The sequence below is a fragment of the Clostridium sp. MCC344 genome, from assembly GCF_018785365.1.
GTDB lineage: Bacteria > Bacillota > Clostridia > Lachnospirales > Lachnospiraceae > Pilosibacter.
In genome coordinates, this window is the sequence record NZ_WQPQ01000083.1 from 10,946 (window position 1) to 34,858 (window position 23,913).

The 23,913-nt window shown below is 44.8% G+C and carries 23 protein-coding genes and 1 pseudogene; 21 read left to right on the forward strand and 3 right to left on the reverse strand.

Annotation, left to right across the window (positions count from 1 at the left end; genetic code table 11):
* The first annotated feature begins 282 nt into the window (after positions 1-282).
* From GPK90_RS16700 to GPK90_RS16755, 13 genes and pseudogenes are all read left to right on the forward strand, one after another.
* Positions 283-2,403: a recombinase family protein gene (locus tag GPK90_RS16700; RefSeq protein WP_215703489.1), complete on the forward strand. Its 2,121-nt coding sequence runs from the start codon at positions 283-285 to the stop codon at positions 2,401-2,403.
* The gene (locus GPK90_RS16705) at positions 2,328-2,705 is read left to right on the forward strand and encodes a TnpV protein (RefSeq protein WP_054325472.1); all 378 of its coding nucleotides are present in this window, start codon (positions 2,328-2,330) and stop codon (positions 2,703-2,705) included. The genes GPK90_RS16700 and GPK90_RS16705 overlap by 76 nt, the downstream gene beginning before the upstream one ends.
* 340 nt (positions 2,706-3,045) lie before the next feature.
* Positions 3,046-3,606, forward strand: a complete 561-nt coding sequence (locus tag GPK90_RS16710; RefSeq protein WP_156067169.1) for an RNA polymerase sigma factor — start codon at positions 3,046-3,048, stop codon at positions 3,604-3,606.
* On the forward strand, positions 3,603-4,295 hold the full coding sequence (locus tag GPK90_RS16715) for a hypothetical protein (RefSeq protein ID WP_054690455.1): 693 nt from the start codon (positions 3,603-3,605) through the stop codon (positions 4,293-4,295). Before GPK90_RS16710 ends, GPK90_RS16715 begins: the two co-directional genes overlap by 4 nt.
* 388 nt (positions 4,296-4,683) lie before the next feature.
* A complete protein-coding gene (locus tag GPK90_RS19235; protein ID WP_252197561.1) occupies positions 4,684-4,875 on the forward strand; it encodes a hypothetical protein in 192 nt (63 codons plus the stop codon).
* Positions 4,856-5,875, forward strand: coding sequence for an AAA family ATPase (locus tag GPK90_RS16720; RefSeq protein WP_215703490.1), 1,020 nt, complete (start codon positions 4,856-4,858; stop codon positions 5,873-5,875). Before GPK90_RS19235 ends, GPK90_RS16720 begins: the two co-directional genes overlap by 20 nt.
* A gap of 181 nt (positions 5,876-6,056) precedes the next feature.
* Positions 6,057-7,322 (forward strand): plasmid recombination protein, encoded by a 1,266-nt coding sequence (locus GPK90_RS16725; RefSeq protein WP_215703491.1) that lies wholly within the window; start codon positions 6,057-6,059, stop codon positions 7,320-7,322.
* A 124-nt stretch (positions 7,323-7,446) separates the two neighbouring features.
* The gene (locus GPK90_RS16730) at positions 7,447-7,635 is read left to right on the forward strand and encodes a transposon-encoded TnpW family protein (protein WP_004452856.1); all 189 of its coding nucleotides are present in this window, start codon (positions 7,447-7,449) and stop codon (positions 7,633-7,635) included.
* A gap of 1 nt (position 7,636) precedes the next feature.
* A pseudogene (locus GPK90_RS16735) lies at positions 7,637-9,391 on the forward strand (helicase-related protein); the annotation flags it as partial.
* Entirely contained in the window at positions 9,375-10,139 is a 765-nt protein-coding gene (locus GPK90_RS16740; protein ID WP_486463678.1) for a DUF3848 domain-containing protein, read from the forward strand. The pseudogene GPK90_RS16735 and the gene GPK90_RS16740, both read left to right, overlap by 17 nt.
* Positions 10,136-10,480, forward strand: coding sequence for a plasmid mobilization protein (locus tag GPK90_RS16745; protein WP_425518628.1), 345 nt, complete (start codon positions 10,136-10,138; stop codon positions 10,478-10,480). The genes GPK90_RS16740 and GPK90_RS16745 overlap by 4 nt, the downstream gene beginning before the upstream one ends.
* Before the next feature lie 151 nt (positions 10,481-10,631).
* Positions 10,632-10,934 (forward strand): hypothetical protein, encoded by a 303-nt coding sequence (locus GPK90_RS16750; protein WP_147571835.1) that lies wholly within the window; start codon positions 10,632-10,634, stop codon positions 10,932-10,934.
* Positions 10,931-11,230 carry a CD1845 family protein gene (locus GPK90_RS16755; RefSeq protein ID WP_031475902.1) on the forward strand — a complete coding sequence of 100 codons (300 nt, stop codon included), beginning with the start codon at positions 10,931-10,933 and terminating at the stop codon, positions 11,228-11,230. The genes GPK90_RS16750 and GPK90_RS16755 overlap by 4 nt, the downstream gene beginning before the upstream one ends.
* Positions 11,231-11,302: 72 nt before the next feature.
* Here the strand turns inward: GPK90_RS16755 and GPK90_RS16760 are convergent, their stop codons facing one another.
* A complete protein-coding gene (locus GPK90_RS16760) occupies positions 11,303-12,715 on the reverse strand; it encodes an ATP-binding protein (protein WP_147571834.1) in 1,413 nt (470 codons plus the stop codon).
* Positions 12,716-12,841: 126 nt separating this feature from the next.
* Between GPK90_RS16760 and GPK90_RS16765 the strand changes: the two genes are divergently transcribed.
* Positions 12,842-14,254 (forward strand): relaxase/mobilization nuclease domain-containing protein, encoded by a 1,413-nt coding sequence (locus tag GPK90_RS16765; protein ID WP_008817073.1) that lies wholly within the window; start codon positions 12,842-12,844, stop codon positions 14,252-14,254.
* A 222-nt stretch (positions 14,255-14,476) separates the two neighbouring features.
* Here GPK90_RS16765 and GPK90_RS16770 read toward each other — a convergent pair whose 3' ends face one another.
* Complete coding sequence (locus tag GPK90_RS16770; protein ID WP_015524603.1) at positions 14,477-14,833, reverse strand: helix-turn-helix domain-containing protein; 357 nt, start codon at positions 14,831-14,833, stop codon at positions 14,477-14,479.
* A gap of 708 nt (positions 14,834-15,541) precedes the next feature.
* Between GPK90_RS16770 and GPK90_RS16775 the strand changes: the two genes are divergently transcribed.
* The 7 genes from GPK90_RS16775 to GPK90_RS16805 all read left to right on the forward strand — a co-directional run bounded on the left by GPK90_RS16775 (position 15,542) and on the right by GPK90_RS16805 (position 23,382).
* Positions 15,542-16,120 (forward strand): MptD family putative ECF transporter S component, encoded by a 579-nt coding sequence (locus GPK90_RS16775; RefSeq protein WP_008728410.1) that lies wholly within the window; start codon positions 15,542-15,544, stop codon positions 16,118-16,120.
* Entirely contained in the window at positions 16,120-16,857 is a 738-nt protein-coding gene (locus GPK90_RS16780; protein ID WP_008728411.1) for an energy-coupling factor transporter transmembrane component T, read from the forward strand. Before GPK90_RS16775 ends, GPK90_RS16780 begins: the two co-directional genes overlap by 1 nt.
* Positions 16,858-16,861: 4 nt before the next feature.
* Complete coding sequence (locus tag GPK90_RS16785; protein ID WP_008728412.1) at positions 16,862-18,397, forward strand: ABC transporter ATP-binding protein; 1,536 nt, start codon at positions 16,862-16,864, stop codon at positions 18,395-18,397.
* A gap of 94 nt (positions 18,398-18,491) precedes the next feature.
* On the forward strand, positions 18,492-19,349 hold the full coding sequence (locus tag GPK90_RS16790) for a helix-turn-helix domain-containing protein (RefSeq protein WP_172615915.1): 858 nt from the start codon (positions 18,492-18,494) through the stop codon (positions 19,347-19,349).
* 121 nt (positions 19,350-19,470) lie between these two features.
* Positions 19,471-21,252: an ABC transporter ATP-binding protein gene (locus tag GPK90_RS16795; RefSeq protein WP_008728414.1), complete on the forward strand. Its 1,782-nt coding sequence runs from the start codon at positions 19,471-19,473 to the stop codon at positions 21,250-21,252.
* Positions 21,245-22,996, forward strand: coding sequence for an ABC transporter ATP-binding protein (locus GPK90_RS16800; RefSeq protein ID WP_147571833.1), 1,752 nt, complete (start codon positions 21,245-21,247; stop codon positions 22,994-22,996). The genes GPK90_RS16795 and GPK90_RS16800 overlap by 8 nt, the downstream gene beginning before the upstream one ends.
* A 17-nt stretch (positions 22,997-23,013) precedes the next feature.
* Positions 23,014-23,382: a metal-dependent transcriptional regulator gene (locus tag GPK90_RS16805; RefSeq protein WP_147571832.1), complete on the forward strand. Its 369-nt coding sequence runs from the start codon at positions 23,014-23,016 to the stop codon at positions 23,380-23,382.
* 106 nt (positions 23,383-23,488) lie between these two features.
* Here the strand turns inward: GPK90_RS16805 and GPK90_RS16810 are convergent, their stop codons facing one another.
* Positions 23,489-23,650, reverse strand: coding sequence for a hypothetical protein (locus GPK90_RS16810; protein ID WP_215703492.1), 162 nt, complete (start codon positions 23,648-23,650; stop codon positions 23,489-23,491).
* Positions 23,651-23,913 lie beyond the last annotated feature (263 nt).

The window sequence follows — 23,913 nt, forward strand, 5'->3', positions numbered from 1 at the left end:
CTGCAAGAACTGAACATGACCCACTTCGACTGCTGGGCTTCCCGATTTGGGGAGACCGTCACAGCATTAGAGCTGGCACCGGAAGGATATAATTTAGTAGGACGATAAATAATGCGTTCCTAAATTGAAAATAGGCTATCAAAATCGGTTTTGGAACTTCAAAAAAATCTTTTAATTTTCTTGAAAAACAGTTCCGCTTTGCATCCCTATTTTCTCCTATTAGCAGAGGGAGTAATCCCTGTAATGCTAAATCAGATTACATAAAGAAAGGAGGATAAGAGAATGTCAAGGACTTCAAAGATTACAGCACTTTATGAGCGTTTATCAAGAGATGATGACCTCAATGGTGAGTCAAATTCAATCACCAACCAAAAGCAATACTTGGAAGATCACGCCCGAAGAAATGGCTTTACGAATATCCGCCATTTTACTGACGATGGTTTTTCGGGTGTGAATTTCAATCGTCCGAGTTTTCAAGAGTTGATTAAAGAAGTAGAAGCAGGAAATGTCGCAACGATTATTGTTAAGGATATGAGCCGATTGGGGCGAAATTATCTGCAAGTCGGCTTTTATACGGAAGTTCTGTTTCCACAGAAAGATGTCCGCTTTCTTGCAATAAACAACAGTATTGACAGCGATAATGCTTCTGATAATGACTTTGCCCCGTTTTTGAATATAATGAACGAGTGGTACGCCAAAGACACAAGTAATAAAATCAAGGCTGTGTTTGATGCCCGTATGAAAGACGGAAAGCGTTGCAGCGGTTCTATTCCCTATGGGTATAACCGATTAGCAACCGACAAACAAACGCTTGTCGTTGACCCTGTGGCTTCTGAGGTGGTAAAGCGTATCTTTTTGCTTGCCAACGAGGGCAAAAGTCCGAGAGCAATCGCTGAATTGCTTACCGAAGAAAAGGTTTTAATTCCGGCTGCACACGCAAAGGAATATCACCCCGAACAGTATAATGGAATAAAGTTTACAGACCCGTATCTTTGGGGAATGTCAACCATAAGAGCAATTTTGAGCAGACAGGAATATCTTGGTCATACCGTTTTGCGTAAGTCGGTCAGCACCAATTTCAAACTGCACAAAAGGAAGAATACCGATGAAGATGAGCAGTATGTATTTTATAATACACACGAGCCTTTCATCACGCAGGAACTTTGGGACAGCGTTCAGAAGCGAAAGAAACGAGCGAACAGGACAGCAGCCAAAGGTACGCATAGCAACCGTTTAAGCGGTTATCTGTACTGTGCGGATTGTGGCAGAAGAATGACCCTGCAAACGCATTACAGTAAAAAAGACCGTTCGGTGCAGTATTCTTACCGTTGCGGCGGATATGCAAGCAAAGTAAACTCCTGCTCTGCCCATTCAATTAGTGCTGATAATGTTGAAGCCTTGATATTATCGGCTGTCAAACGATTATCAAGATTTGTTCTGAATGACGAAGAAGCCTTTGCAAAGGAACTTCAAGCACTTTGGAATGAAAAGCAGACAGAAAAGCCAAAGCACAATAAATCGGAATTGCACCGTTTTCAGAAGCGATACGATGAATTGTCTAAACTTATTCGTGGCTTGTATGAAAATCTTGTTTCGGGATTACTGCCCGAAAGACAGTATAAGCAACTGATGAAGCAGTACGATGACGAACAGGCTGAGCTGGAAACGAAGATTGAGGAAATGGAAAAGGAACTTACCGAAGAAAAAGTAAATGCTGTTGATATTAAGCATTTCATTTCTTTAATTCGCAAGTGCAAAGAGCCGACAGAAATTTCCGATTTGATGTTTGCTGAACTCATTGACAAGATTGTGGTTTATGAAGCAGAGGGTGTGGGAAAAGCAAGGACACAAAAGGTTGATATTTACTTCAACTATGTCGGGCAGGTCGATATTGCCTATACAGAAGAAGAACTTGCTGAAATAAAGGCACAGGAAGAACAGATTGAGATGGAACGCTTGGCAAAACAGCGTGAGCGTGAAAAAGCCTACCGAGAGAAGCGAAAGGCGAAAAAACTCGCTGAAAACGGTGGAGAAATCGTCAAGACAAAGATATGTCCTCACTGTCAAAAAGAGTTTGTGCCTACAAGTAACCGACAGATATTCTGTTCAAAAGATTGTTGCTATCAGGCAAGGCAGGACAAGACAAAAGCCGACAGAGAAGCTGAAAAAGGAAATCATTATTATCGTCAGCGTGTCTGTGCTGTGTGTGGCAGTACCTACTGGCCTACACACAGTCAGCAGAAATTCTGTTCCGAAGAATGTCAAAAGATAAACCATAACGAGAAGTCTTTGGAATTTTATCACAAGAAGCAGAAGGAGAAATCAGAATGCAAAGATTTATTACAGACGAAAGAACTGGTATCCAGTACGAACTCATCGGAGATTATTACTATCCATGCTTGACGATAGAAAACGAAGAACCGCCTACGCTCACAAAATACGGAAGAATGAGGGAAAGATATTTGAGGGAGCATAGGAAAGTCTTATATTGCAATCTGCTTACAAGCGGAAAGTTATATGAACACCTTGCTGAAATTGATACTTCGGCGTGTAATATGGCGGAGTATCTGATAAAGGAAATGGCAAGAAAACAAGGTGTGACGGAACAACTGAAAGCGGAGGATATGATGAGATGGGTCGGATTGATGAATAATATCCGAGCCTGTGCAGATGAGATTGTATTGAACGATATTGTGTATTCCTAATAGCATACCAGCCGAAAAGGAACTGCTGTCTTTACTGATGGCAGTTTTCTTTTTCGGGAAGTATTCAAGAAGTCATTAAGTCGTGAGTGTAATGGAAGTGGTTAAATTGAAAGTTCATAAAGATGGTATGATGTGTTAAAATGAGAGTGATGAATTGTAATTTTCCGCATTGAATATTAAGAGACTTGTAGGTGTAAGCCTTTTGCTGTTTTATTATATTCTTTCAAAAAATGAAAGCTAATCTTTGAATAAATATTTTTTGAATTTAAGTGACGCTTGACACATTTTTCCCGTTTATTAGGGTGAAAGGCCTTAATACAAGGGAAAGGAGGAGAAGCCTATGGATGATAAGCAGATATTAGATTTATATTGGGAGCGCTCCGAAGTTGCTATATCCGAAACTTCAAAAAAATACGGAAAGTATTGCAGATACATAGCCTTTAATATTCTTCACAATGACGAAGATAGCGAGGAATGTGTAAATGATACTTATTTAAGAGCTTGGAACAGCATACCGCCTAACCGTCCATCTGTCCTAAAAACTTTTTTAGGGAAGATTACTCGCAACCTATCTTTGGACAGGTACGAACTGCTTAATGCAAAGAAACGTAATGGTGGGCAAATGCCATTGGTTTTTGATGAAATACAAGAGTGCATACCATCGTTGGATAGTACAGAAAACATTGTTGAAGAAATCGCTCTAACGGATATTCTCAACCGCTTTCTTTCTTCCCTGTCATTAGAACAGCGAAAAATCTTTATGAGAAGATATTGGTATTTATCGCCCATTAAAGAAATTGCAACGGAATATGGTATGAGCGAGAGCAAAATCAAGATGTCATTATTTCGTTCAAGGAACGAACTCAAAAAATTGTTAGAGAAAGAAGGTATCTCTGTATGAAAGAAAAGAAACTTTTAAGGGCATTGGGAAATGTCGATAATCAGTATATTAAGGAGGCTGAACCTATGAAAAAAACAAGTAAAATAACTAATCGGCAAAAATGGGTGTCTGTTGCAGCTTGCTTCGTACTCGTTGCTGTGATTGGAGTGGGAGTTTTTCAAAGCAATCTGTTTGGTACAAAAAACGATATTGCCACGCTGAATGATGGAGAAACAATTACTTTTGTTAAAAATGACTTATCACAATCTTCAATTAACTTAAATGTAACAACAAGACCTTTGAGCGATGCTGAAATTGAAATGCTTTTTGCAGACTTGCCTGTTACCGCAGATGCTTATTTTGATGCTGACAATCATAATATTCTGGGTTTTGAGGGAAAAATTGATGATACAAGAATGGTAGTTTCTAAACAGGGTGTAAATCTATTAGATACTATCATTGATGGAAATACAATCACTTCAAGTGTAGACGGCGTTGATATCAACGCAGGATATTTCGTAACAAAGTCAAATAGTCAAGGTGTCAAAACCGTAATATATTATGCAACCTTTGATATGGGAGAGAACACTATTTATGTAGAGTATTCTGGCGTTGAAAATGAAAGTGAAACTGTAAAAAACAACTTGGCAGACACAATTTTGAAGTTGATTGAGAACGGTGCATTTGATTTGAGCCAAATCCAAGAATAATCTGCAAATTTCATATACTAAGAACTTGATGTAACACCCTATACCCTTAAAAAATAGGGAAAGTAATATAAAGCCCCAAAAAACAAGTCTAAAAAGCTCTATTAGAACGGTATCTTCGCTTTTTGCCTGTTCTTATGATTATAATTTTAGTGGTCACGTTTTTTGCTACTTGAATGACAGAAAACATCGTAGAAATACGGTGTTTTTTGTTGCCCCAAACCCTACAATTTCATACATAACCACAGGTTAGTACAAATACCTTGCGTGATTTTTTTGAAAGGCTTAGAAAGGCAATTTTGCCCGATTTTCGCCCCGAAAAATGACAGAAACAAGGCTCTGAGTATCTTTCCTGTGGTTTTTTTATTTTCAGACGGAAAGGAGGATTGATATGCCGAGAATGAGCAAGAAACGGAAACAAGAGTGGGCATTGTTTCTGAACGTAAGAAATCGCATTACCTACAACGGACTTTGCAGAAAATGCAGTAATGACTGCAAGCAGAGTTTCCGTTGTATCGTGGTGTATTGCCCCAAATATTTATCAAAAAGGAGAACGAAGAAAAATGAAGCAGATGGAAAATGAAATGATTGTAAGTGTACCTCTTGAAGTTGTCAAGGCAAGTGAAATCGAACCGAGAGAAGTGAAATGGCTGTGGTATCCGTATATTCCATTCGGCAAGGTTACGCTGTTGCAGGGCGATCCCGGCGATGGAAAAAGCAAGTTAATGCTTTCCATTGCCGCCCTGCTCTCTAAGGGAGAGCCTCTCCCCTTTACCGATGAAGAAACAGAGCCTATGACTATCATCTATCAGACAACGGAAGATGACGCAGATGATACGGTAGTACCCCGATTTAATTCGGCTGGCGGTAATGGGGAAAATCTTATCTTTATCAAGGAAGATGAAAAGTCTTTATCCTTTGGGGATAACCGCATTGCTGAAGCAATCGAAAAGTATCACGCAAAACTTTTAATTCTTGACCCGATGAGCTCCTATATCGGAGAGAACTGTTCAATGAACAATGCCAACGAAACAAGAGCAGAGTTTAATCATCTGATAGCGGTTGCAAAGAATACTGGCTGTGCAATCGTGATTATCGCTCATATGAACAAGATGAGAGATACCAACCCTCTTTATCGTACCAACGGTTCTATTGATATTGCGGGTGCTGCAAGAAGTATTCTTGCAATCACACGCTCACCGAACAAAGAAGCACCAGCAGAAAGATATATGGTGCAAGTGAAATCTAACCTTGCCCCGACAGGCTCGGCAATTCTTTTTGAGGTGGCAGAAAAGGGAGTGGACTTTATTTCTGAAATGGAAATGACCGCAGAAGAAGCGTTCCAATCCCTCGCACCCAAAATGGGCAGACCGAACGAAAAGGAACTCAAGGCGAAAGAATTTCTTTTAGAAATGCTGAAAGACGGAGAAATGCTTTCTTCGGATTGCGAAGAAAAACTGGAAGCCGCAGGGTTCAAGAAATCGACCATCAAAAAGGCAAAGAAGAAAGCAGGAGTTATCTCCCGAAAACAAGGCTTTCTGTGGTACTGGTCTTTGCCGATGGGTGATATGCCGAGAGCATAAAAACAGGTTGTCTGATGAATAGACAGCCTGTTTTTTGTTTGAGGCATTAAAGGGAGGTCAAGGGAGGAAAGCCCTTGCCCACGACATCTTTGCAGACGAAGTCTGAAAGTGTCATAGTGGGTTACACACATTCAAAGAATGTTGTGTAATGGCTTCGCCCCTGCCGAGAAAGGAGAGAAAAATGGCAAAAACCGACAAGGCGGATATGAGTTGTGCAAGGGTAAAACAGTACACCGCTTCTGATGTGAGCAAGGCAGAAAGGCACAACGAACGCAAGAATGAAACCTACGAAAATATGAATGTGATTGAGGAACGAATACCCTATAATGTGCATTTCAAAAAGCCGACCGCCCCGACCTATATGGAACAGTTAAAGCAGATGGAAACAGACGGTCAGGTGTCTCTTCGTGGGTTAAGGAAAGACGCAACGCTGTTTAATGAGATTGTGATTGATGTGAACACGATGTACTTCGAGCGTAACGGTGGCTATGAATACGCAAAGCAGTTTTATGAAGAAGCCTATCGTTTCATCGTGGAAAAATTCGGTGCTGACAATGTTATATCGGCAGTAATGCACGCCGATGAAATCAATGTGGCAGCAAGCGAAGAACTGGGAAAAGAGGTTTACCATTATCATCTTCACGCTATGGTTCTGCCAGTAGTGGAGAAAGAAATTCTATGGAGTAAGCGCTGTAAAGACCCCGAATTGCGAGGAACAGTCAAGGAAGTGGTTAATCAGATTAGCCATTCAAAGAAATGGAAATCAGATATTCCGCTGACCGATGAAAAAGGAAATCCGTTGCTAAGAAAGAACGGCAAGCCGATGTTTCGTGCTTCGTACAGCATACTGCAAGATGAATTGTTTAACTATATGACGGAGCAAGGGTTCAAAGGCTTTCAGCGTGGCGAATACGGAAGTACAGCCGAGCATTTGACTTCACTGCAATATCAAATCAAGCAGGACAAAGAGCGATTGGAGAAGTTGCAGAAGCGTATTCAAAAGGAACAGGTCAAGTATGAGCCTGCCCGTCATATCTCCAAAACCTTAAACGAGATTGACAGTATGGGGCAGAAAACAATCACAGGTAAAATGGCAATCTCCAAAGAGGATTATTCTCAACTGACTGCCCTTGCAAAAGAGGGTATTACCAGTCGTGGGAAAATTAAGAACTTGGAGCAGAGTGCAAGTTATTACCGACAGAAATATATGGACAGTGCAAACGCACTGGAAAGAATGAAAACCAAATACAACGAACTGAAAGAAAAGTGCAGACCTTTTCTTGAAGCGTTGGAGCATTTCCCCGAAGTTGCTAAACTTTTTACCGAAAAAGTGAAGCAACTTTTTTCTTTTAAGGAAGAACAGGAACGAGCCGAAAAAGAAGCAAGGGAAAAAGAAAGACAAGAGCGTACCAAGGCACGAAGAAACAAGCGGGATATGGAGAGATAACCATTTCCATTATACTCACGACTTAATGACTTCTTGATATGTTCCGATGAAACAGGCTGTATTTGTGGGGTGTTCCAAACGGAATGCCCCACCAGTCAATTTATGAAAAGGAGAAACGGACTATATGAAAGAAAACACTTTATCTTATACAACACGAATAGGCAAAACAACTTTTATTGTCAATGTGAAGCAATCGGAAAGTGCGAAGAAGCCTTTGAATACGGTGTTTCAAGAAATATGCAGACACGAGATGTTGGGAGATTTTTCAGCGGATAAATATTTGAATTTAGAAAACTTGCAAAAATCATCTTGACAAACTCGTTCCCGAAGGCACCGGCTACCGGGCAAGAACGAGATTCAGCAAGTTCTTTAATCTGCCGGAGCTGATGAACCTGTTCAAAGAAGTGGCGGACATCAAGACTGCCGACCAACTGAACCTGCCCACCCCGGAGGTGGAATACCACAACATCGTGGCGCAGCCTACCGAACATCAGCAGGAAATGGTCAAGACCCTTTCGGAGCGCGCATCGCTGGTACACAGCGGAACCGTTGACCCGTCCCAGGACAATATGCTCAAGATTACCTCGGATGGCCGTAAGCTGGGCCTGGATCAGAGAATCGTCAACCAGATGCTGCCGGATGAACCTGGCACAAAGGTCAATCAATGCGTGGACAACATCATGCAGATCTGGCGGGATGGCAAAGCTGACAAGCTGACCCAGCTGGTGTTCTGCGACATTTCTACACCGCAGGCAAAAGCTCCTGCAAGCAAGGCGGCGAAAACGCTGGATAATCCACTGCTTCACGCATTGGAAGGCGCTGTGCCTCTGCCGGAGCAGGAACCGGTCTTTACGGTATATGACGATATTCGTCAGAAACTCATTGCTCAGGGAATGCCTGCCGACCAGATCGCTTTTATCCATGAAGCCAATACCGAAGTGCGGAAAAAGGAGTTGTTCTCTAAAGTCCGTACCGGTCAGGTGCGTGTCCTTTTGGGCAGCACCGCCAAGATGGGCGCAGGCACCAATGTGCAGGACCGTCTGGTGGCACTTCATGACCTGGACTGTCCGTGGAGACCGGGAGACCTTGCCCAGCGCAAGGGCCGTATCGAGCGCCAGGGCAACCAGAATCCTCTTGTCCATGTGTACCGCTATGTGACAGAAGGAACCTTTGACGCATACCTCTGGCAGACGGTGGAGAACAAGCAAAAATTCATCAGTCAGATCATGACTTCTAAATCGCCGGTGCGTTCCTGCGATGATGTGGATGAAACCGCCCTCAGTTTTGCAGAGATCAAGGCTTTGTGTGCCGGAGACCCCCGTATCAAAGAGCGTATGGATTTGGATGTGGAGGTATCCCGCCTAAAGCTGATGAAAGCCGACCACCAGAGCAAGCAGTATCGTCTGGAGGATCAGCTGCTCAAATACTTCCCGGAGGAGATTGAAAAGCACAAAGGTTTTATCAAGGGCTTTGAATCTGACCTGGAGGTTTTGGCAGCGCACCCGCACCCGGAGGACGGTTTTGCTGGTATGGAAATCCGAGGTGATCTGCTGACCGATAAGGAGAACGCCGGTGCAGCCCTTTTGGATGCTTGCAAGGAGGTCAAAACCTCCGATCCGGTGCAGATTGGCAGCTACCGGGGATATGCCATATCCGTGGAATTTTCCGCTTGGAAACAGGAGTATACGCTCCTGCTGAAAGGACAGATGACCCACCGGGCAACCCTTGGTACAGACCTTCGCGGAAATCTTACCCGTATCGACAATGCCCTCGCCCAGATGCCCCAGCGTCTGGAGGCGGCAAAGGCCCAGCTGGATAACCTCTATCAGCAACAGGCTGCCGCAAAGGAGGAAGTCGGAAAGCCATTCCTTTATGAAGAAGAACTGCAAAGCAAAAATGCCCGTCTGGTGGAGTTGGATACTTTGCTCAACATCGACGGAAAGGGACAGGCACACGCCGAGGCTGTTGTTGCCAAAAGCACACGGACTTCGGTGCTGGACAGCCTGAAGCGTCCGGCGACGCCCCGCAGTACAGACAAGAAACCAAAACAGCATGAGGAGGTGCGATAACATGAGGGACTGGTTGAAAAGCCAGCCCCCGGAGGAAATCCTGCACCACACCTATGAGTACACGGTCCGGGAGGATATTGTGATGGCGATGGAGGAGCTGGAGCTGACCGACGCACAGGCCCAGGCGCTTTTGGAATCTCCCTCGCCGCTGGCGGATGTGTACCGTTATTTTGAAAAGCTGGAGACCAGATATATGGATATGATCCGGGACAGCATTGAGAACCGTGCCGACGATGTGTGCAGAGCTAAAGAGGAACTGCGAACAACACCGGTCTATCCACATTCTGCTGCCTATGCATCCGAGCATGGGGAAATGGCACAGTACAACCTCTCATATCAGGCGAACAGCGCCTGCAAAGAAGCTATTGAGCAGACCATCAGCGCCCACTATGCAGAGAATCGGCTGGATACGGAGGCGGCGGTCAAAGATGTGCTGGAAAAGTTCGGGACGGAACGGGTACAGTTTATTCTTGCCAACACCATCCAGCGCAAGAACTATGACGGGCGTATCTCTCAGGACAATAAAGCATGGGCAAAAACCATTCCTATGCTGGAGGACAGCGGCGCTTCCCGCCACTGTGCCTATCTGGTGGTAGATCAGGTCAATCCCGGTTTGACCGACCTGTTCACCAGACAGTTCCGAAAAGTCGCTCAAGAACAGCAGAAAAGTTCTGTCCTGCAAAAGCTCAAACAGGAACCGCCTGCCCATAAGCCTGCCGCCCCGAAAAAACGGGAGCCGGAGCGATAACCATGGCAAAGCGCAAGCGGGATGTTCCGGTTTTGTTTTGGGTGTCCGCAGAAGAACTGGAACTGATCCATCAAAAGATGCAGCAATACGGGACAGAGAATTTGAGCGCTTATCTGCGGAAAATGGCGCTGGATGGTTATGTGGTCAAGCTGGAACTGCCGGAGCTGAAGGAGTTGGTTTCCCTGATGCGCCGAAGCAGCAACAACTTGAACCAGCTGACCCGCAAAGTGCATGAGACCGGGCGGGTTTATAATGCTGACTTGGAGGATATATCCCAGCGGCAGGAACAACTGTGGGAGGGTGTGAAGGAAATCCTTACCCAACTCTCCAAACTTTCATAACAGGGATAGATACTCCATTTGCGGAGGGAGGAACGGCGTTTCTTCGCCGCACCTTCCTCCGCTTTTTCTTTTTGTCTGCATCCTTGTCTTTTGCCTGTCCGTACCGGATAATATGAGTAGAATAAGAAGCGTAGCAAAGGAGTGAAAACAGATGCTGACCTTTGAAAAGGTGCTGGAGATTTTTGCGGATTACCTGACCGCAGACGAGACCATAGAAGTTTATATCAGCCGCCATGGATGTGTAAGAGTTGATTTTGACCAAGATTTTCACTATTGCTCTGGCGAGGTGTGCCATACTCCCAAGGAACTGTTCGACCTCTTAGCCGATGATTACCGGACTTATCTGGAGATTGAACTGACCAAAGGAAAACGGGAAGTGACGGAAGATGATGAGAGAGAAGCGGATGCCCTGTGCAAACGGCATCTGGAGCGTTGGAGGGAGGAACAGGAATAAAAATTTTGAAATGCCTGCTGATGATTGTAACTGCACCGGCCATTTTGGTGTTGACAATTTTTGTCTGGCTTTGTACGGGGCTGATCTACATATCCGGTCTGGTGCTTGGTCTGCTCAGCACGATAATTGCTCTGCTTGGCGTGGCTGTGATTATTACCTATTCCCCGCAGAATGGTGTGATTTTGCTGGGTATAGCTTTTTTGATTAGCCCGATGGGATTGCCGCTTGCGGCGATCTGGCTGTTGGGTAAGGTGCAGAATTTGAAATTTGCGATCCAGGATTGGATGTATGGGTAAATGATGTGAATATAATCTGGAATGAAAAGAAGCAGGACAATGGGAGATGAGACCCAGTGCCCTGCTTCTTGGTTATTTGGAATGAACGGTAGTGTATTTCTGGTTTTTGCTTTTGGGTTTGTCTGGAAACATCATTTCAAGTTTACCAGAAGATAATAAAGGCTTGAGGTAATATTTGCTGAAGTGAGAACGGCTGGAAACATCAATATATGCTTGCATTTCATCTCGACTTTTAGGGTCTGCACAAAATTCCAATAGCAAGTTTTGCTTGCTGATCACAGATGTATCATGTGCGACATCATGTGCTGTATCATGTGCGGAAGCACCGCACATGATGTAGTTTACATTTTTCAAGATGACTCTGAAATCTGTCGCTGTTGAGGAAAATTCTGGTTTATATGCCTCTGTGTATCCAGGCAGCTTTTCGGTTTCACTGACGATTTTGCGTAGGCCACTTCCACGGCGTTCCATGTACTTCATGCGGTGGAACAGGTCAGCAATCACAGGGTTTCGTCGCATCGAACGGATACTGTAAATATCGTATTCCTGAATTGAGCCGCCGCCAAACATACCGCCCGGAGATGTGATTTCCACCCGATCATCAAACATATCAATATGGATTTCGCTGCCAAGCACAATATAATCACGATGGATAAGCGCATTGACAAGAGCCTCTGTCACAGCTCGTTCAGCATAATCCGGCTTGTCTACACGATACTGTGCCTTTTTGACAAAACGGACTTTGGAATTATTGCGAATAAATTCACTGCCGCTGTTCAGTAAATAAATCAAATTTCCCTCGTATTCTTTATCGTCCAGCGCATCATCAAAGATAGAGCCTTTTTCCAAGCCATTCCACCGGGTACAGAACATACGGGAGTTATAAACCGTGTGCTGATCAGTCATGAGTTTTCCGGCATTGGTCAGGAGTCCATTTTTATCAGTCAAACCAAAGGAAACATAATCGGATGGCTCAAAGCGGAGACCGGTCCGTTCCAGATAGGTTGCTTCCAGAAGTGTAAAGCTGTAATCCTTTTTTACCGCGTCTGTTGTTAGGGTATCAAAGGACTGATTGGTTCCCTTTAAGATCAATTCATTCACAATGTAATCAGGGGCAATTACGCTTTCATTTCCAACACGGATATATGCCTCCATCACGCCGTCTGCCTTGTAATAATATGGGGTGCTACGGCCGGGAGAAACCTCCAGAGCTAATAGATTTTTACCATCTTCCTGTAATGGTTTTAAGATAAACTGAGGTAATGGTGTGATTCGTTCTTTAATTAAGCGGCTGATCGCCTCAGCATCCTTTTGAACATCGGACAAGCCGATAGGTTTCCGGTCATCAGAGATTCCGAAAAACAGAGTGCCGCCGATTCCATTGGAAAAGGCACTGACACTTTTTAACCAGCTTTTTGGCTTTTTTATTTCGAGAGCAATTTTGAAATCACATTCTGTTGCTTCAGCAATGAGCTGTTCTATCATAGAAATCCCTCCTTTGAGGTTGTAGAAAGTTCTTTTTTATTATACCCAGCGGAGAAAGTTATTGCAACGATAGAAGCAAAGAGTTCAGCGAAAACAAAAATATTTATGAGAGGAGGACCTTCTATTATGGCAACTACAAGAATCATGCCGCTTCATGTCGGCAAAGGCCGCACAGAGAGTCGGGCGATCAGTGACATCATCGACTATGTGGCCAATCCAAAGAAAACAGATAACGGCAGGCTCATTACCGGCTATGCGTGTGACAGCCGGACTGCGGATGCGGAGTTCCTTCTGGCAAAGCGGCAGTACATTGCCGCTACCGGACGAGTGCGTGGTACAGATGATGTGATTGCCTATCATGTGCGTCAGTCCTTCCGCCCTGGTGAGATTACCCAGGAAGAAGCAAACCGGCTGGGCGTAGAATTTGCAAAGCGTTTTACTAAAGGCAATCATGCCTTTGTGGTCTGCACTCACATAGACAAGTCGCACATTCATAATCACATTATCTGGTCATCGGTCAGCTTAGAATATGACCGGAAGTTCCGAAACTTTTGGGGCAGCACCAAGGCGGTTCGTCGGCTAAGTGACACCATCTGTATTGAGAATGGACTGTCCATTGTAGAGAATCCGAAACTTCACGGAAAGAGCTATAACAAATGGCTGGGCGATCAGGCCAAGCCCTCCCATCGGGAACAGCTGCGTGTGATGATTGACAACGCATTATCACAAAGTCCTGCTGACTTTGAAGAACTGCTGAAGCTGTTGCAAGAGTATGGTTGTGAAGTCTCAAAGCGCGGAAAATCGTATCGACTGAAGCTCTCTGGTTGGGAGAAAGCCGCCCGCATGGACAGTCTGGGCGAAGGATATGGATTGGAAGATTTGCGGGCAGTTCTCTTAGGGAAGAAAGCACATACCCCGCGAAAGAAAACCGTCACACAGGCAGAGCCGCCGAAGGTCAATCTGCTGGTGGACATTCAGGCAAAATTGCAGGCTGGAAAAGGTGCTGGCTATGCTCGATGGGCTAAAGTTTTTAATCTGAAACAAATGGCGCAGACCATGAATTACCTGTCAGAGAACAATCTGCTGGAGTATGCGGTTTTGGAAGAAAAGGCTGCGGCTGCCACGGCACATCACAATGATCTTTCGGCGCAGATCAAAGCGGCTGAAAAGCGTATGGCAGAGATCGCTGTTCTGCGTACTCACATCGTAAATTATGCCAAGACCCGTGAGGTCTATGTGGCATACCGCAAGGCGGGTTACTCTAAGAAATTCCGGGAAGAACATGAGGAAGAAATTCTGCTCCACCAGGCTGCTAAGAATGCTTTTGATGAGATGGGAGTCAAGAAGCTTCCCAAGGTCAAAGAGTTGCAGACGGAGTACGCGAAATTGCTGGAAGAAAAGAAAAAGACCTATGCCGAGTACCGGCGTTCCCGTGAGGAAATGCGGGAGCTTTTAACGGCAAAGGCAAATGTAGATCGAGTGCTGAAAATGGAGGTAGAACAGGATGTTGAAAAAGAAAAAGACCACGGCCAGCGGTAAGCTGGTCCTGGTCAAAAGCGTTCGCAGAACGCGCAGCCACAGAATGAAATTCTGTGTTCAAAGGGGCTTGGGGGCGCTGCCCTCAACAAGCAAGCGGAGAGGAAAATCACGGAGGGATTTTCTTCTCTGCGGGCCTGTGTGTATTAACACAGGCATTGCTTGCCTCTTTTCTCCGAAAATGAAAAGAACCAGTGAGAGAATCGTTAAATTTCACTCACTGGCTCAATTCGTTTCAAATTTTTCGGACAACTCTGTCAGTTCCCTCACCGTTTCCTGGGTGTGATGCAGCAGGGTGTCACGCATTTCTGGCGGACAGCTGGAATAAAGCATTTTCATCTGATTGACACCCTCATCCTCCAGAGAAACATCTGGATTTATAAGCGTATCTAAAGAGATGTGCAGGACCTTTGCCAATGCTCTCAAAATCAAATAGGAAGGATTCATTTTCCCTTTTTCGATATTGGCGATTTGCTTTACAGAAACATGGCTCAGATCAGAAAGTTCCTGTTGTGTCAGTTCTTTATTCTTTCGGGCTTCTCGCATTTTTTGCCCTAAAGCAGTTAAATCATCAATCGGCATAATCGTTCACCTCAATAATATTGTATCGTTCCGGTTTGTGTAAAGGAATAACCTTATTATGCCTGATAAGCGGTATGATTATGCTGATTCATTTTTGATAACATGGTTGCTCCATGATTATGTCGTTTCCGGCTGCTAATTGAACTATGAGGATGAATGGCAGATTTCAGCTTTTAGTTCGTTGCCAAACGAGAATGATATAGAATGCGGTAGGGAGGCTATCAGTTTTATCCGCTCATCTATGAGCCGTTTTTTATTCTCTGTGACATGAAAATTCATCTGGATATTCCGTTTTCGGTTCGCCATGCGCTGCCTCCATTCTTCATAAGAGTTTGAGATTATCCCAACAAACATTTTTCATTTTCGGGCAAGGGACCTGAAAATCCGAAAAATCGCAAGCGGGTACTCGCTTGCTGTGCTTGCTATCGAAACCCTACTTTCTATTTCTCCCTCTACTAATACTACAATTTGAAGCGGAGATTTTGGCTGTTTCCATTTCAAATTATGCAAGAACCGCCTCTGTTCAATGTTGAATAGTTCTATGTTCACACACACGCAGGCAATCACTCCCCGTAAAGATAGCAAAAGCAAAGTAATTGTCTATTTAGAGCGAAAATGCCTTTTTGGAGAAGAAACATACCGACATATCTGCTATACTGAAATGCGGTTAGCTGGTGCTAACACAAAAGCAAACAGGAGGACCAAATAATGAATAAACTACAAGGAAAAGACCTTATCAATGTTGGAATCTTCACTGCGATCTATTTTGTGGTGATGATGGCGATTGCCATGCTGGGATTTATCCCTATTTTTCTTCCGCTTCTGATCGTGCTGGTTCCGCTGATTGGCGGAATCGTAATGATGCTATATTATTCTAAAGTCCAGAAGTTTGGAATGGTATCACTGACAGGACTGATCTGCGGTATTTTAATGTTGCTGACCGGCATGGGGTATTGGAGCATTATTACCGGTGCAGTGTTCGGTGTCCTGGCTGATCTTGTTTTGAAATCCGGCGATTATAAGAGTGCAAAAAAAGGAATCATATCGCATGGTGTTTTTTCTATGTGGATCATCGGAAACTACATCCCCATTGTTGCAACACGGGACAGCTACTATCAGCAGCTAATCAGCGGTTATGGACAAGAGTATGCAGATTCCATTATGAGCTATATCTCGGCATATACGCTCCCCCTTCTTTTGATTGCCGGGTTCGTTTGCGGCGTGATCGGCGGTGTGATCGGCCAGAAAATTTTCAAAAAGCACTTTAAGCGTGCGGGTATTGCATAATGCGCCGTGAATTGTTAGCAAGCAAAAAAAAGGAAACCGGCCTGTCGTTAGACCCTCGGACAAAGTTGGCATTGCTTATCACGATTGCCCTCTTTGTCTTGAGCGGCGGAGGTGGGGCTGCTTCTAAACAGTTTGCTCCTATTTTGGCTGCTGTTCCATTGATCCTACTGCTCACGGAAAAATCGTGGAAGGGATCGGTTATCTATTTTGTTTTATATGGCGGCAGCTATATATTGCAACTATGGGCGCTCCCCCACCTGTCCGGCCTTCCTAACTTTCTTGTTGTTGCAATCTGCGGTTTCTTTATGCGGTTTGTGCCAGGGATTATGATGGGATACATCACGGTCAGGACAACGACGGTCAGCGAGTTTGTTGCCTCCATGAAGAAGCTGCATTTACCGGAGCAGATCATCATTCCTATGTCCGTGATATTCCGATTTTTCCCTACGGTTGTAGAAGAATATAATGCCATAGGGGACGCTATGAAAATGAGAGGAATCCGTTTTGGCGGGGGCAAAGCCAGTGCAATGCTGGAATACAGGCTTGTCCCTGTCATCATGTGTTCCGTCAAGATCGGGGAAGAATTAAATGCGGCAGCCCTGACAAGAGGATTGGGCGGTCCGGTCAAGAGGACAAACATCTGCGAGATCGGCTTTCATGTGCAGGATGTTTTTTTCCTGCTGTTATGTGTGGTGGCTTTTGCAATTCCTATTGTCACAATGATTACAGGGAGGTAGGTCTATGATCGAATGTAAAAAAGTTTCTTTTTCCTACCCTCCAAATGAAACTGACATTGGGGACAGGGAAGGACACGGAACATTAAGAAATATTGACCTGTCTATTAACGACGGGGATTTTGTACTGCTCTGCGGAACATCGGGCTGCGGTAAAACCACACTGACACGGCTGTTTAACGGACTGATTCCTCATTATTACGATGGAAAGCTGGAAGGCACTGTCATGCTTGATGGAGAAGATATGAGCGGGCTTTCCCTGTTTGATATATCAAAAAAAGTGGGTTCTGTTTTTCAGAATCCACGTTCTCAATTTTTTAATGTGGATACGACCAGCGAAATTGCCTTTGGATGTGAAAACCATGGATTGGAAGAAGCAGAAATCCGAAAGCGGGTAAAACTGGTCTCAGAGCAGTTGAACCTTACAAATCTACTGGACAGAAGTGTTTTCTCCCTTTCCGGTGGGGAAAAGCAAAAAATCGCCTGTGGATCTGCCGCTGCTGTGGAACCGGATATATTTGTTTTGGACGAGCCATCTTCCAACCTTGACGCCTATTCCATCGCTGATTTTCGGAAACTGTTAAAAATATTGAAGTCACAGGGCAAAACAATTATTATTGCGGAGCACCGGCTCTACTATCTTTATGATCTGGCAGACAGGATCATATATTTAAGCGACGGGGAAATACAAGGGGATTATACTTTGCCGGAATTTCAGTTGATTCCGGCGGCGGAAAAAGCTAAAATGGGATTACGGCCTCTTGGCCTGGGTGAGTTTGCAGACATTGAGCCTGCCAGTCTACATTCAGGGCAGGGGATATGGAAACTGAACCACTTCCATTTCGCATACAAGAAACAGCCGGAAACGCTTTCTCTGGAAAATATAGAGCTTCCTGCCGGAAATGTAACGGCGGTCATCGGGCACAATGGAGCCGGAAAAACGACACTATCCCGTTGCTTATGCGGATTGGAAAAAAGATGTAAAGGTATCCTCGAAAAAGAAGGTACTTCCTATTCAAGCAAACAGCGGCTGAAGCTATGCTATATGGTCATGCAGGATGTAAATCATCAGCTTTTTACGGAGAGCGTTTTAGAGGAAGTCCTGTTAAGTATGCCGGGGAAAGATTCCGATGAATCGCCTGAAAATGTGGCAAAGGCAGAGGCTATCTTGACAGAAATGGATTTGCTCCCGTACAAAGCCTGCCATCCGATGGGGCTTTCGGGAGGGCAAAAACAACGTGTGGCGATTGCTTCTGCGATTGCCTCTGAACGTCCGGTTATACTATTTGACGAACCTACCAGCGGCCTTGATCTCTTTCACATGAGGCAGGTGGCCGATTCGGTCAAAGGACTTGCCGATTCAGGAAAAACCATTGTGATTGTGACCCATGATCCTGAATTTATACTCAGGTGCTGCAATTATGTGATCCATCTGGAAAACGGCAGATTGGAAGAAAACTATTTCCTCCAGGATACGGAAGGACGGGAACGGTTATTTAATTTCTTTATGATGGAAGGAGGCGGCGGAAATCAAACTGTTTGATGGTAAAATAAACTGCGGCTCAAATGTTAAAAATGTCATTGAAACTGAGGATTGCGTTGTCCTGCAGCTTTTTGACGAGAGCGGCGAGGGAACCATGACAGCCCACAAAATTTTTGATGGCGCTTTTGTGATGTATAGCGATATGCACCTGAAAGAATGTACCTCCTACTTTCAGAGTAGTACGGACAGTTCGCTTCTCTATATAGACCATTGCAGGGAGGGACGGATCGAAAGCGAGATTGGCAATCATGCGTATAGCTATTTGCAAGAGAATGAGATGCGTGTGGATGACCGGCGTTCCCATTCGGGACGGTTCTGCTTTCCACTCTGCCACTATCATGGGATGACCCTGGGATTTGATCTGGACATTGCTGTGCCGGCGCTGAAAGACTTTTTTGGCGGATTTTCTGTTGATTTGTACGAGCTTCAAAAAAAGTATTGCAATGACAAGAAACCGTTTGTGATTCATAATGAGCCAGGAATTGAACATATTTTTTCAGAGCTTTACTTTGTCCCGCAGCAGATCAAAGGTGACTACTATAAAGTAAAAGCCCTGGAGCTGCTTTTATATCTGGACGCTTTGCAGTTTTCTGATTCCAAAGAAGATCGCCCTTATTTCTATAAAGGGCAGGTAGAAAAAATCAAAGCGATCCATGATCTTATTACGGCAAATTTGCAGGAGCATTACACGATGGATGAATTAGCTGAACGATTCCAGATTTCATTGACGGGGATGAAAACCTGCTTTAAGGAAATATACGGAGATTCCATGTATTCCTATCTTCGCCGTTATCGGATGAACGTTGCTGCCACAATGCTCCGGCAGGATTCCAAAAAAGGAATTGCGGAAATTGCCGGAGCTGTGGGATATGAAAGCCCCAGTAAATTTGCAACAGCTTTCCGGCAGGTGATAGGGCAGACGCCGATGGAATACCGAAAATCTTTTTTCTAAACGGTGCATAAATGCCGTTTTGGAGAGGAAAGAAGAATTGAATACTGCTACAATGAGGATGGTTAGCAAAGACTACCCATCCTTTTTTCTTTGCTGACTAAAAAGAAGGAAGGTGATTGTAATGAAGCAGCAAAAAGATAATTGGGTGAAAATTCTGTTTTCCTTCGCCGCACCATGCAAGGGGAAAATGGCTCTTTCGGTATTCTGCGCCATTCTGAGCGTTGCAGGAGGGTTTATTCCTTTTTGGGCTGTATATGAAATCCTGCTGGCATTTATCAATCAGAATGTGACCCTGAATGGCATTCTGATTTGGTGTCTGGTTGGAGCAGCGGGCTACCTGCTACGGGTTGCCTGCCATGGAATCTCTACGATCCTGGCGCATATTTCAGCCTATACCGTTTTGGAAGGAATCCGGCTTAAAATTGCGGACCGGCTGATGAAAGCGCCTCTTGGCGAAGTGATGGGGCGGCGAATCGGCTATCTGAAAAATATCATCATGGATAAGGTGGAGGATTTAGAGCCGCCTTTGGCACACATGATCCCGGAATTGACTTCTAACCTCCTACTCCCTGTTGCAATTTTTACCTGGATGATGGTCATTGACTGGCGCATGGGATTGGCGGTTCTGATTGCTCCGGTGCTGGCCATGATTCCTATGTTTTTCCTTATGAGGAATTATAACAGTCAGTACGCCGCTTATATGGAGGCAAATAACCATGTCAACAGTATTATTATTGAGTATGTGGAAGGCATCGAGGTTGTAAAGGCTTTTAATCAAAGCACAAGCTCCTATGAAAAATTTGTTAATGCTGTCCAGTCGTTCAAAGAGTTTACCCTGGCATGGTTTAAGAGCACATGGAAAACGATGAACCTTATGATGGCGATTATGCCCACAACGCTACTGGGGGTTCTTCCTGTCGGCCTTCTGCTGGTACAGAATGGAAGTATTTCCCCCGCAGAGCTTGCAATGGGGATTATTCTTTCCCTCAGCATTGTTGGGCCGTTGATGAAAGCAACCACTTTCATTAACGAAGCAAAGTCTATGGAATATGCAGTAGAGGCGGCAAATGAACTTTTGAACCTGCCTGTGCTGCCGGATTCAGGGAAAATCGTATCCATACCCCGCAATGATATTGTGTTGGAGCATGTAACTTTTTCCTATGACGGCTCCGAGCAAAATGAAGTACTGCATGATGTGAACTTGGAATTGCCAGAGGGAAGTTTTACGGCACTTGTAGGACCGTCTGGCGGCGGTAAATCAACGATTGCCCGTCTGATTGCAAGGTTTTGGGACGTGACAGGCGGCAACATTACCATTGGGGGGAAGAATATCAAAGAGTTGTCTATACGCCAGCTTTCCGAACTGGTCAGTTTTGTGACGCAGGATAACTTCCTGTTTAATTGCTCCCTGAAAGAAAACATCCGTCTTGGAAATCCAAACGCCACAGATGAAGAAGTATATGCGGCGGCGAAAGCGGCCTGCTGTGATGAATTTATTGTGCGTTTGGACAAAGGATATGATACCCCTGCCGGTGATGCCGGAAAGAGGCTGTCCGGCGGCGAAAAACAGCGAATTGCGATTGCGAGGGCGATCCTCAAAAATGCCCCGATTGTTATTTTGGATGAAGCGACAGCATTTACTGACCCGCAGAACGAAGATAAAATCCAGAAATCTATCATGGCGTTATCAAAGGGTAAAACTCTTCTTGTGATCGCCCACCGCCTTTCCACCATTCAGAACGCAGATCAGATTGTCGTGTTGAAAAAAGGCCGGATTGTGGATTGCGGAAAGCAGGAAGAATTGTTGAAGCGGTGTCCGCTTTATGCGGATATGTGGAAAGCCCACATCGGGGCGAAGAATTGGTCTGTGAGTGAAAAGAAGGAGGTGGCCGCTCATGTTTAAGTCTATGAAACGGATCATTAAATGGGCGGGGAAATATAAGGGACGCCTCTATCTTGGCTCTGTTTTTTCCTTTTTCAGCAGCCTGTCTACGGCGATCCCTACAATGGCTGCCGCTTATGCCCTTGATAAAGCAATCGCAGCTTATTGGGCAGGCAGCACAATAGAATCCTCCCTGATCTGGCAGACGCTTTGGATTATTGTTGGCTCGATTGCGCTTAACTTTCTACTCTCTTATTTGCGGGCGGTGTTGCAGGAAAGCATTGGTTATGAAGTAGCCGCAGGGCAGCGAATCCATTTAGGCGATGTGCTGAAAAGGGTTCCTCTGGGATATTTTTCCAAAAACAGTGTGGGCGATATTCTGACAGGTGTTACCACGGAGCTATCCACACTCGAATTGCAGGGAATGAAGATGGTTGATATCATCATCAACGGATATGCAAAGTTTATTGCAATTCTCCTGTGTTTCCTTTTCCTGAGTCCAGCCGCAGCAGTGATTTCTGTTGTCGGCGTTGCCTTTTCCTCATTGGCCTTACATGGTATCAGCAGGCATAGTGAAAAGACCGCTGCTATCACGCACCAGGCCATGGAGGATATGTCTGGCTCTGCGATTGAATATATCCGCGGGCTGTCCATCGTTAAATCGTTCGGACAGGAAGGGGCTTCTATCGAAAGTTTCCGCAAGGCAAATACGGATTTGAAAAATATTCATATCAAAGTAGAAAAAGGCTATACGCCATTTAACTGCTTGCATCTGTTCTCCTTAAAACTGGCATCTATGGGGATTGTGTTTATCTGTGCATGGCAGACACTTAACGGGCAGATGAGTCTTGCTTATTTCCTGATGTTTGTTCTGTTTTCTTTCGTAATCTTTGGAAGTGTGGAAAACATTAACGACGCGGCTCACATGCTGGGTCTTATAGATTCCGCTATGAATAAGCTGGAAGCTCTGGAAAATGCAGAATATATCGACCAGGACGGAAAAGATATTACACCGACCTCGTATGACATTACTTTTCAGGATGTATCCTTTGGTTACGATAAACGGACTGTATTGCATGATGTGAATTTCACGATTCCGCAGAATACCACAACAGCGATTGTAGGTCCTTCCGGGAGCGGCAAGTCTACCCTGTGCAGCCTGATTGCACGCTTTTATGATGTTGACGCCGGAAAAATCACTTTAGGAGAAACAGATATTCGAGAATTTACCTGTGACAGCTTACTAAAAAATATCAGTATGGTGTTCCAGAATGTATATCTGTTCCGGGATACGATCCGTAACAATATCAAATTCGGCAGCCCGGACGCTTCGGAGGAACAGATGATTGCTGCTGCAAAAAAAGCGCGCTGCCATGACTTTATTATGGCCTTGCCAGATGGATATGATACCGTCATTGGTGAGGGCGGTTCTTCTCTTTCCGGCGGTGAAAAGCAGCGGATTTCGATTGCCAGAGCCATGCTGAAAGATGCGCCGATTGTTATTTTGGATGAGGCCACGGCCAGCATTGACCCAGAGAATGAGCATTTGATTCAAGAGGCTATTTCCGCACTGACACATGGTAAAACAATCATAACGATTGCCCATAGACTGGCGACGATTGAAAATGCGGATCAAATTCTTGTCATTGATGGTGGAACCGTCGTGCAGAAAGGAACCCATAAGGAATTGCTGGCTCAAAGGGGAACCTATCAGGAATTTATTAAGATTCGGGAACAGGCTGAGGGCTGGAGGATTCAACAATAAGCATAAAGGAGGAACTGATGAAGATTCATGCGTCCGGGGAGGATTATCTGGAGGCTATCCTTGTTCTACAAAAGAAAATGGGCATGGTCCGCTCCATTGACCTTGCCCGGCACATGGGCTTTAGCAAACCGAGTATCAGCCATGCGGTAAGCGTCTTGAAGAACGGTGGTTTTCTGACCGTGGATGATGATGGATTCCTTCATCTGACCGCCATAGGTCGGGAGATTGCCGAGAAAATCTATGAACGCCATTTGTTTTTTATGGAGCAGCTTATCGTTGCTGGCGTCGATCAGGAAATAGCGGAACAAGACGCCTGCCGGATTGAACACGCCATCAGTGATACATCTTTCCGAAAGCTGAAGGAGAAAGTACAAGGAACCGATTAGCGCACATCGGCTCCGCTCTGCATAATAAGTTATCTGCCCCGTCCGGAGAAAGAAAAAAACCGTTGACTGGGGCAGATAATTTCGTGCGCTATTTTAAGGTTTGAACTCAATCGGCGGTTTTGAAGGACAATTTCAGAGCCGCCGTTTCTTTGCGTTTACACAAACCAATGACGACTTGCAGGGACACGGTAGCCGCTTGGAGGTTAATTTGCTGTGTCTCTTTTGCTTTTTCAAAGCTCCCATGATCTACATCAATTAAAAAAAGCATTGCCCCTCCTCCGGGCAAGTATAGCATTGCATCGGCATTATCGTTCCATGTGATTCAGCATAATAATAACTGTTCTTGGCACGCCAGTTTCCCATTGCGGGAATCTGGCGTTTTTTGTGGCCTTTTTTTCGGAGATAATCCGGCTGTATACCGGTGTCGTTCCCCACCTCCATTCGATTCACTCGTCAATCACCCGTGAATCGAAATGGAGGTACATAATGAAGAAAATTAACCTTCGGGAACTTTATCCTGATGTTTATACA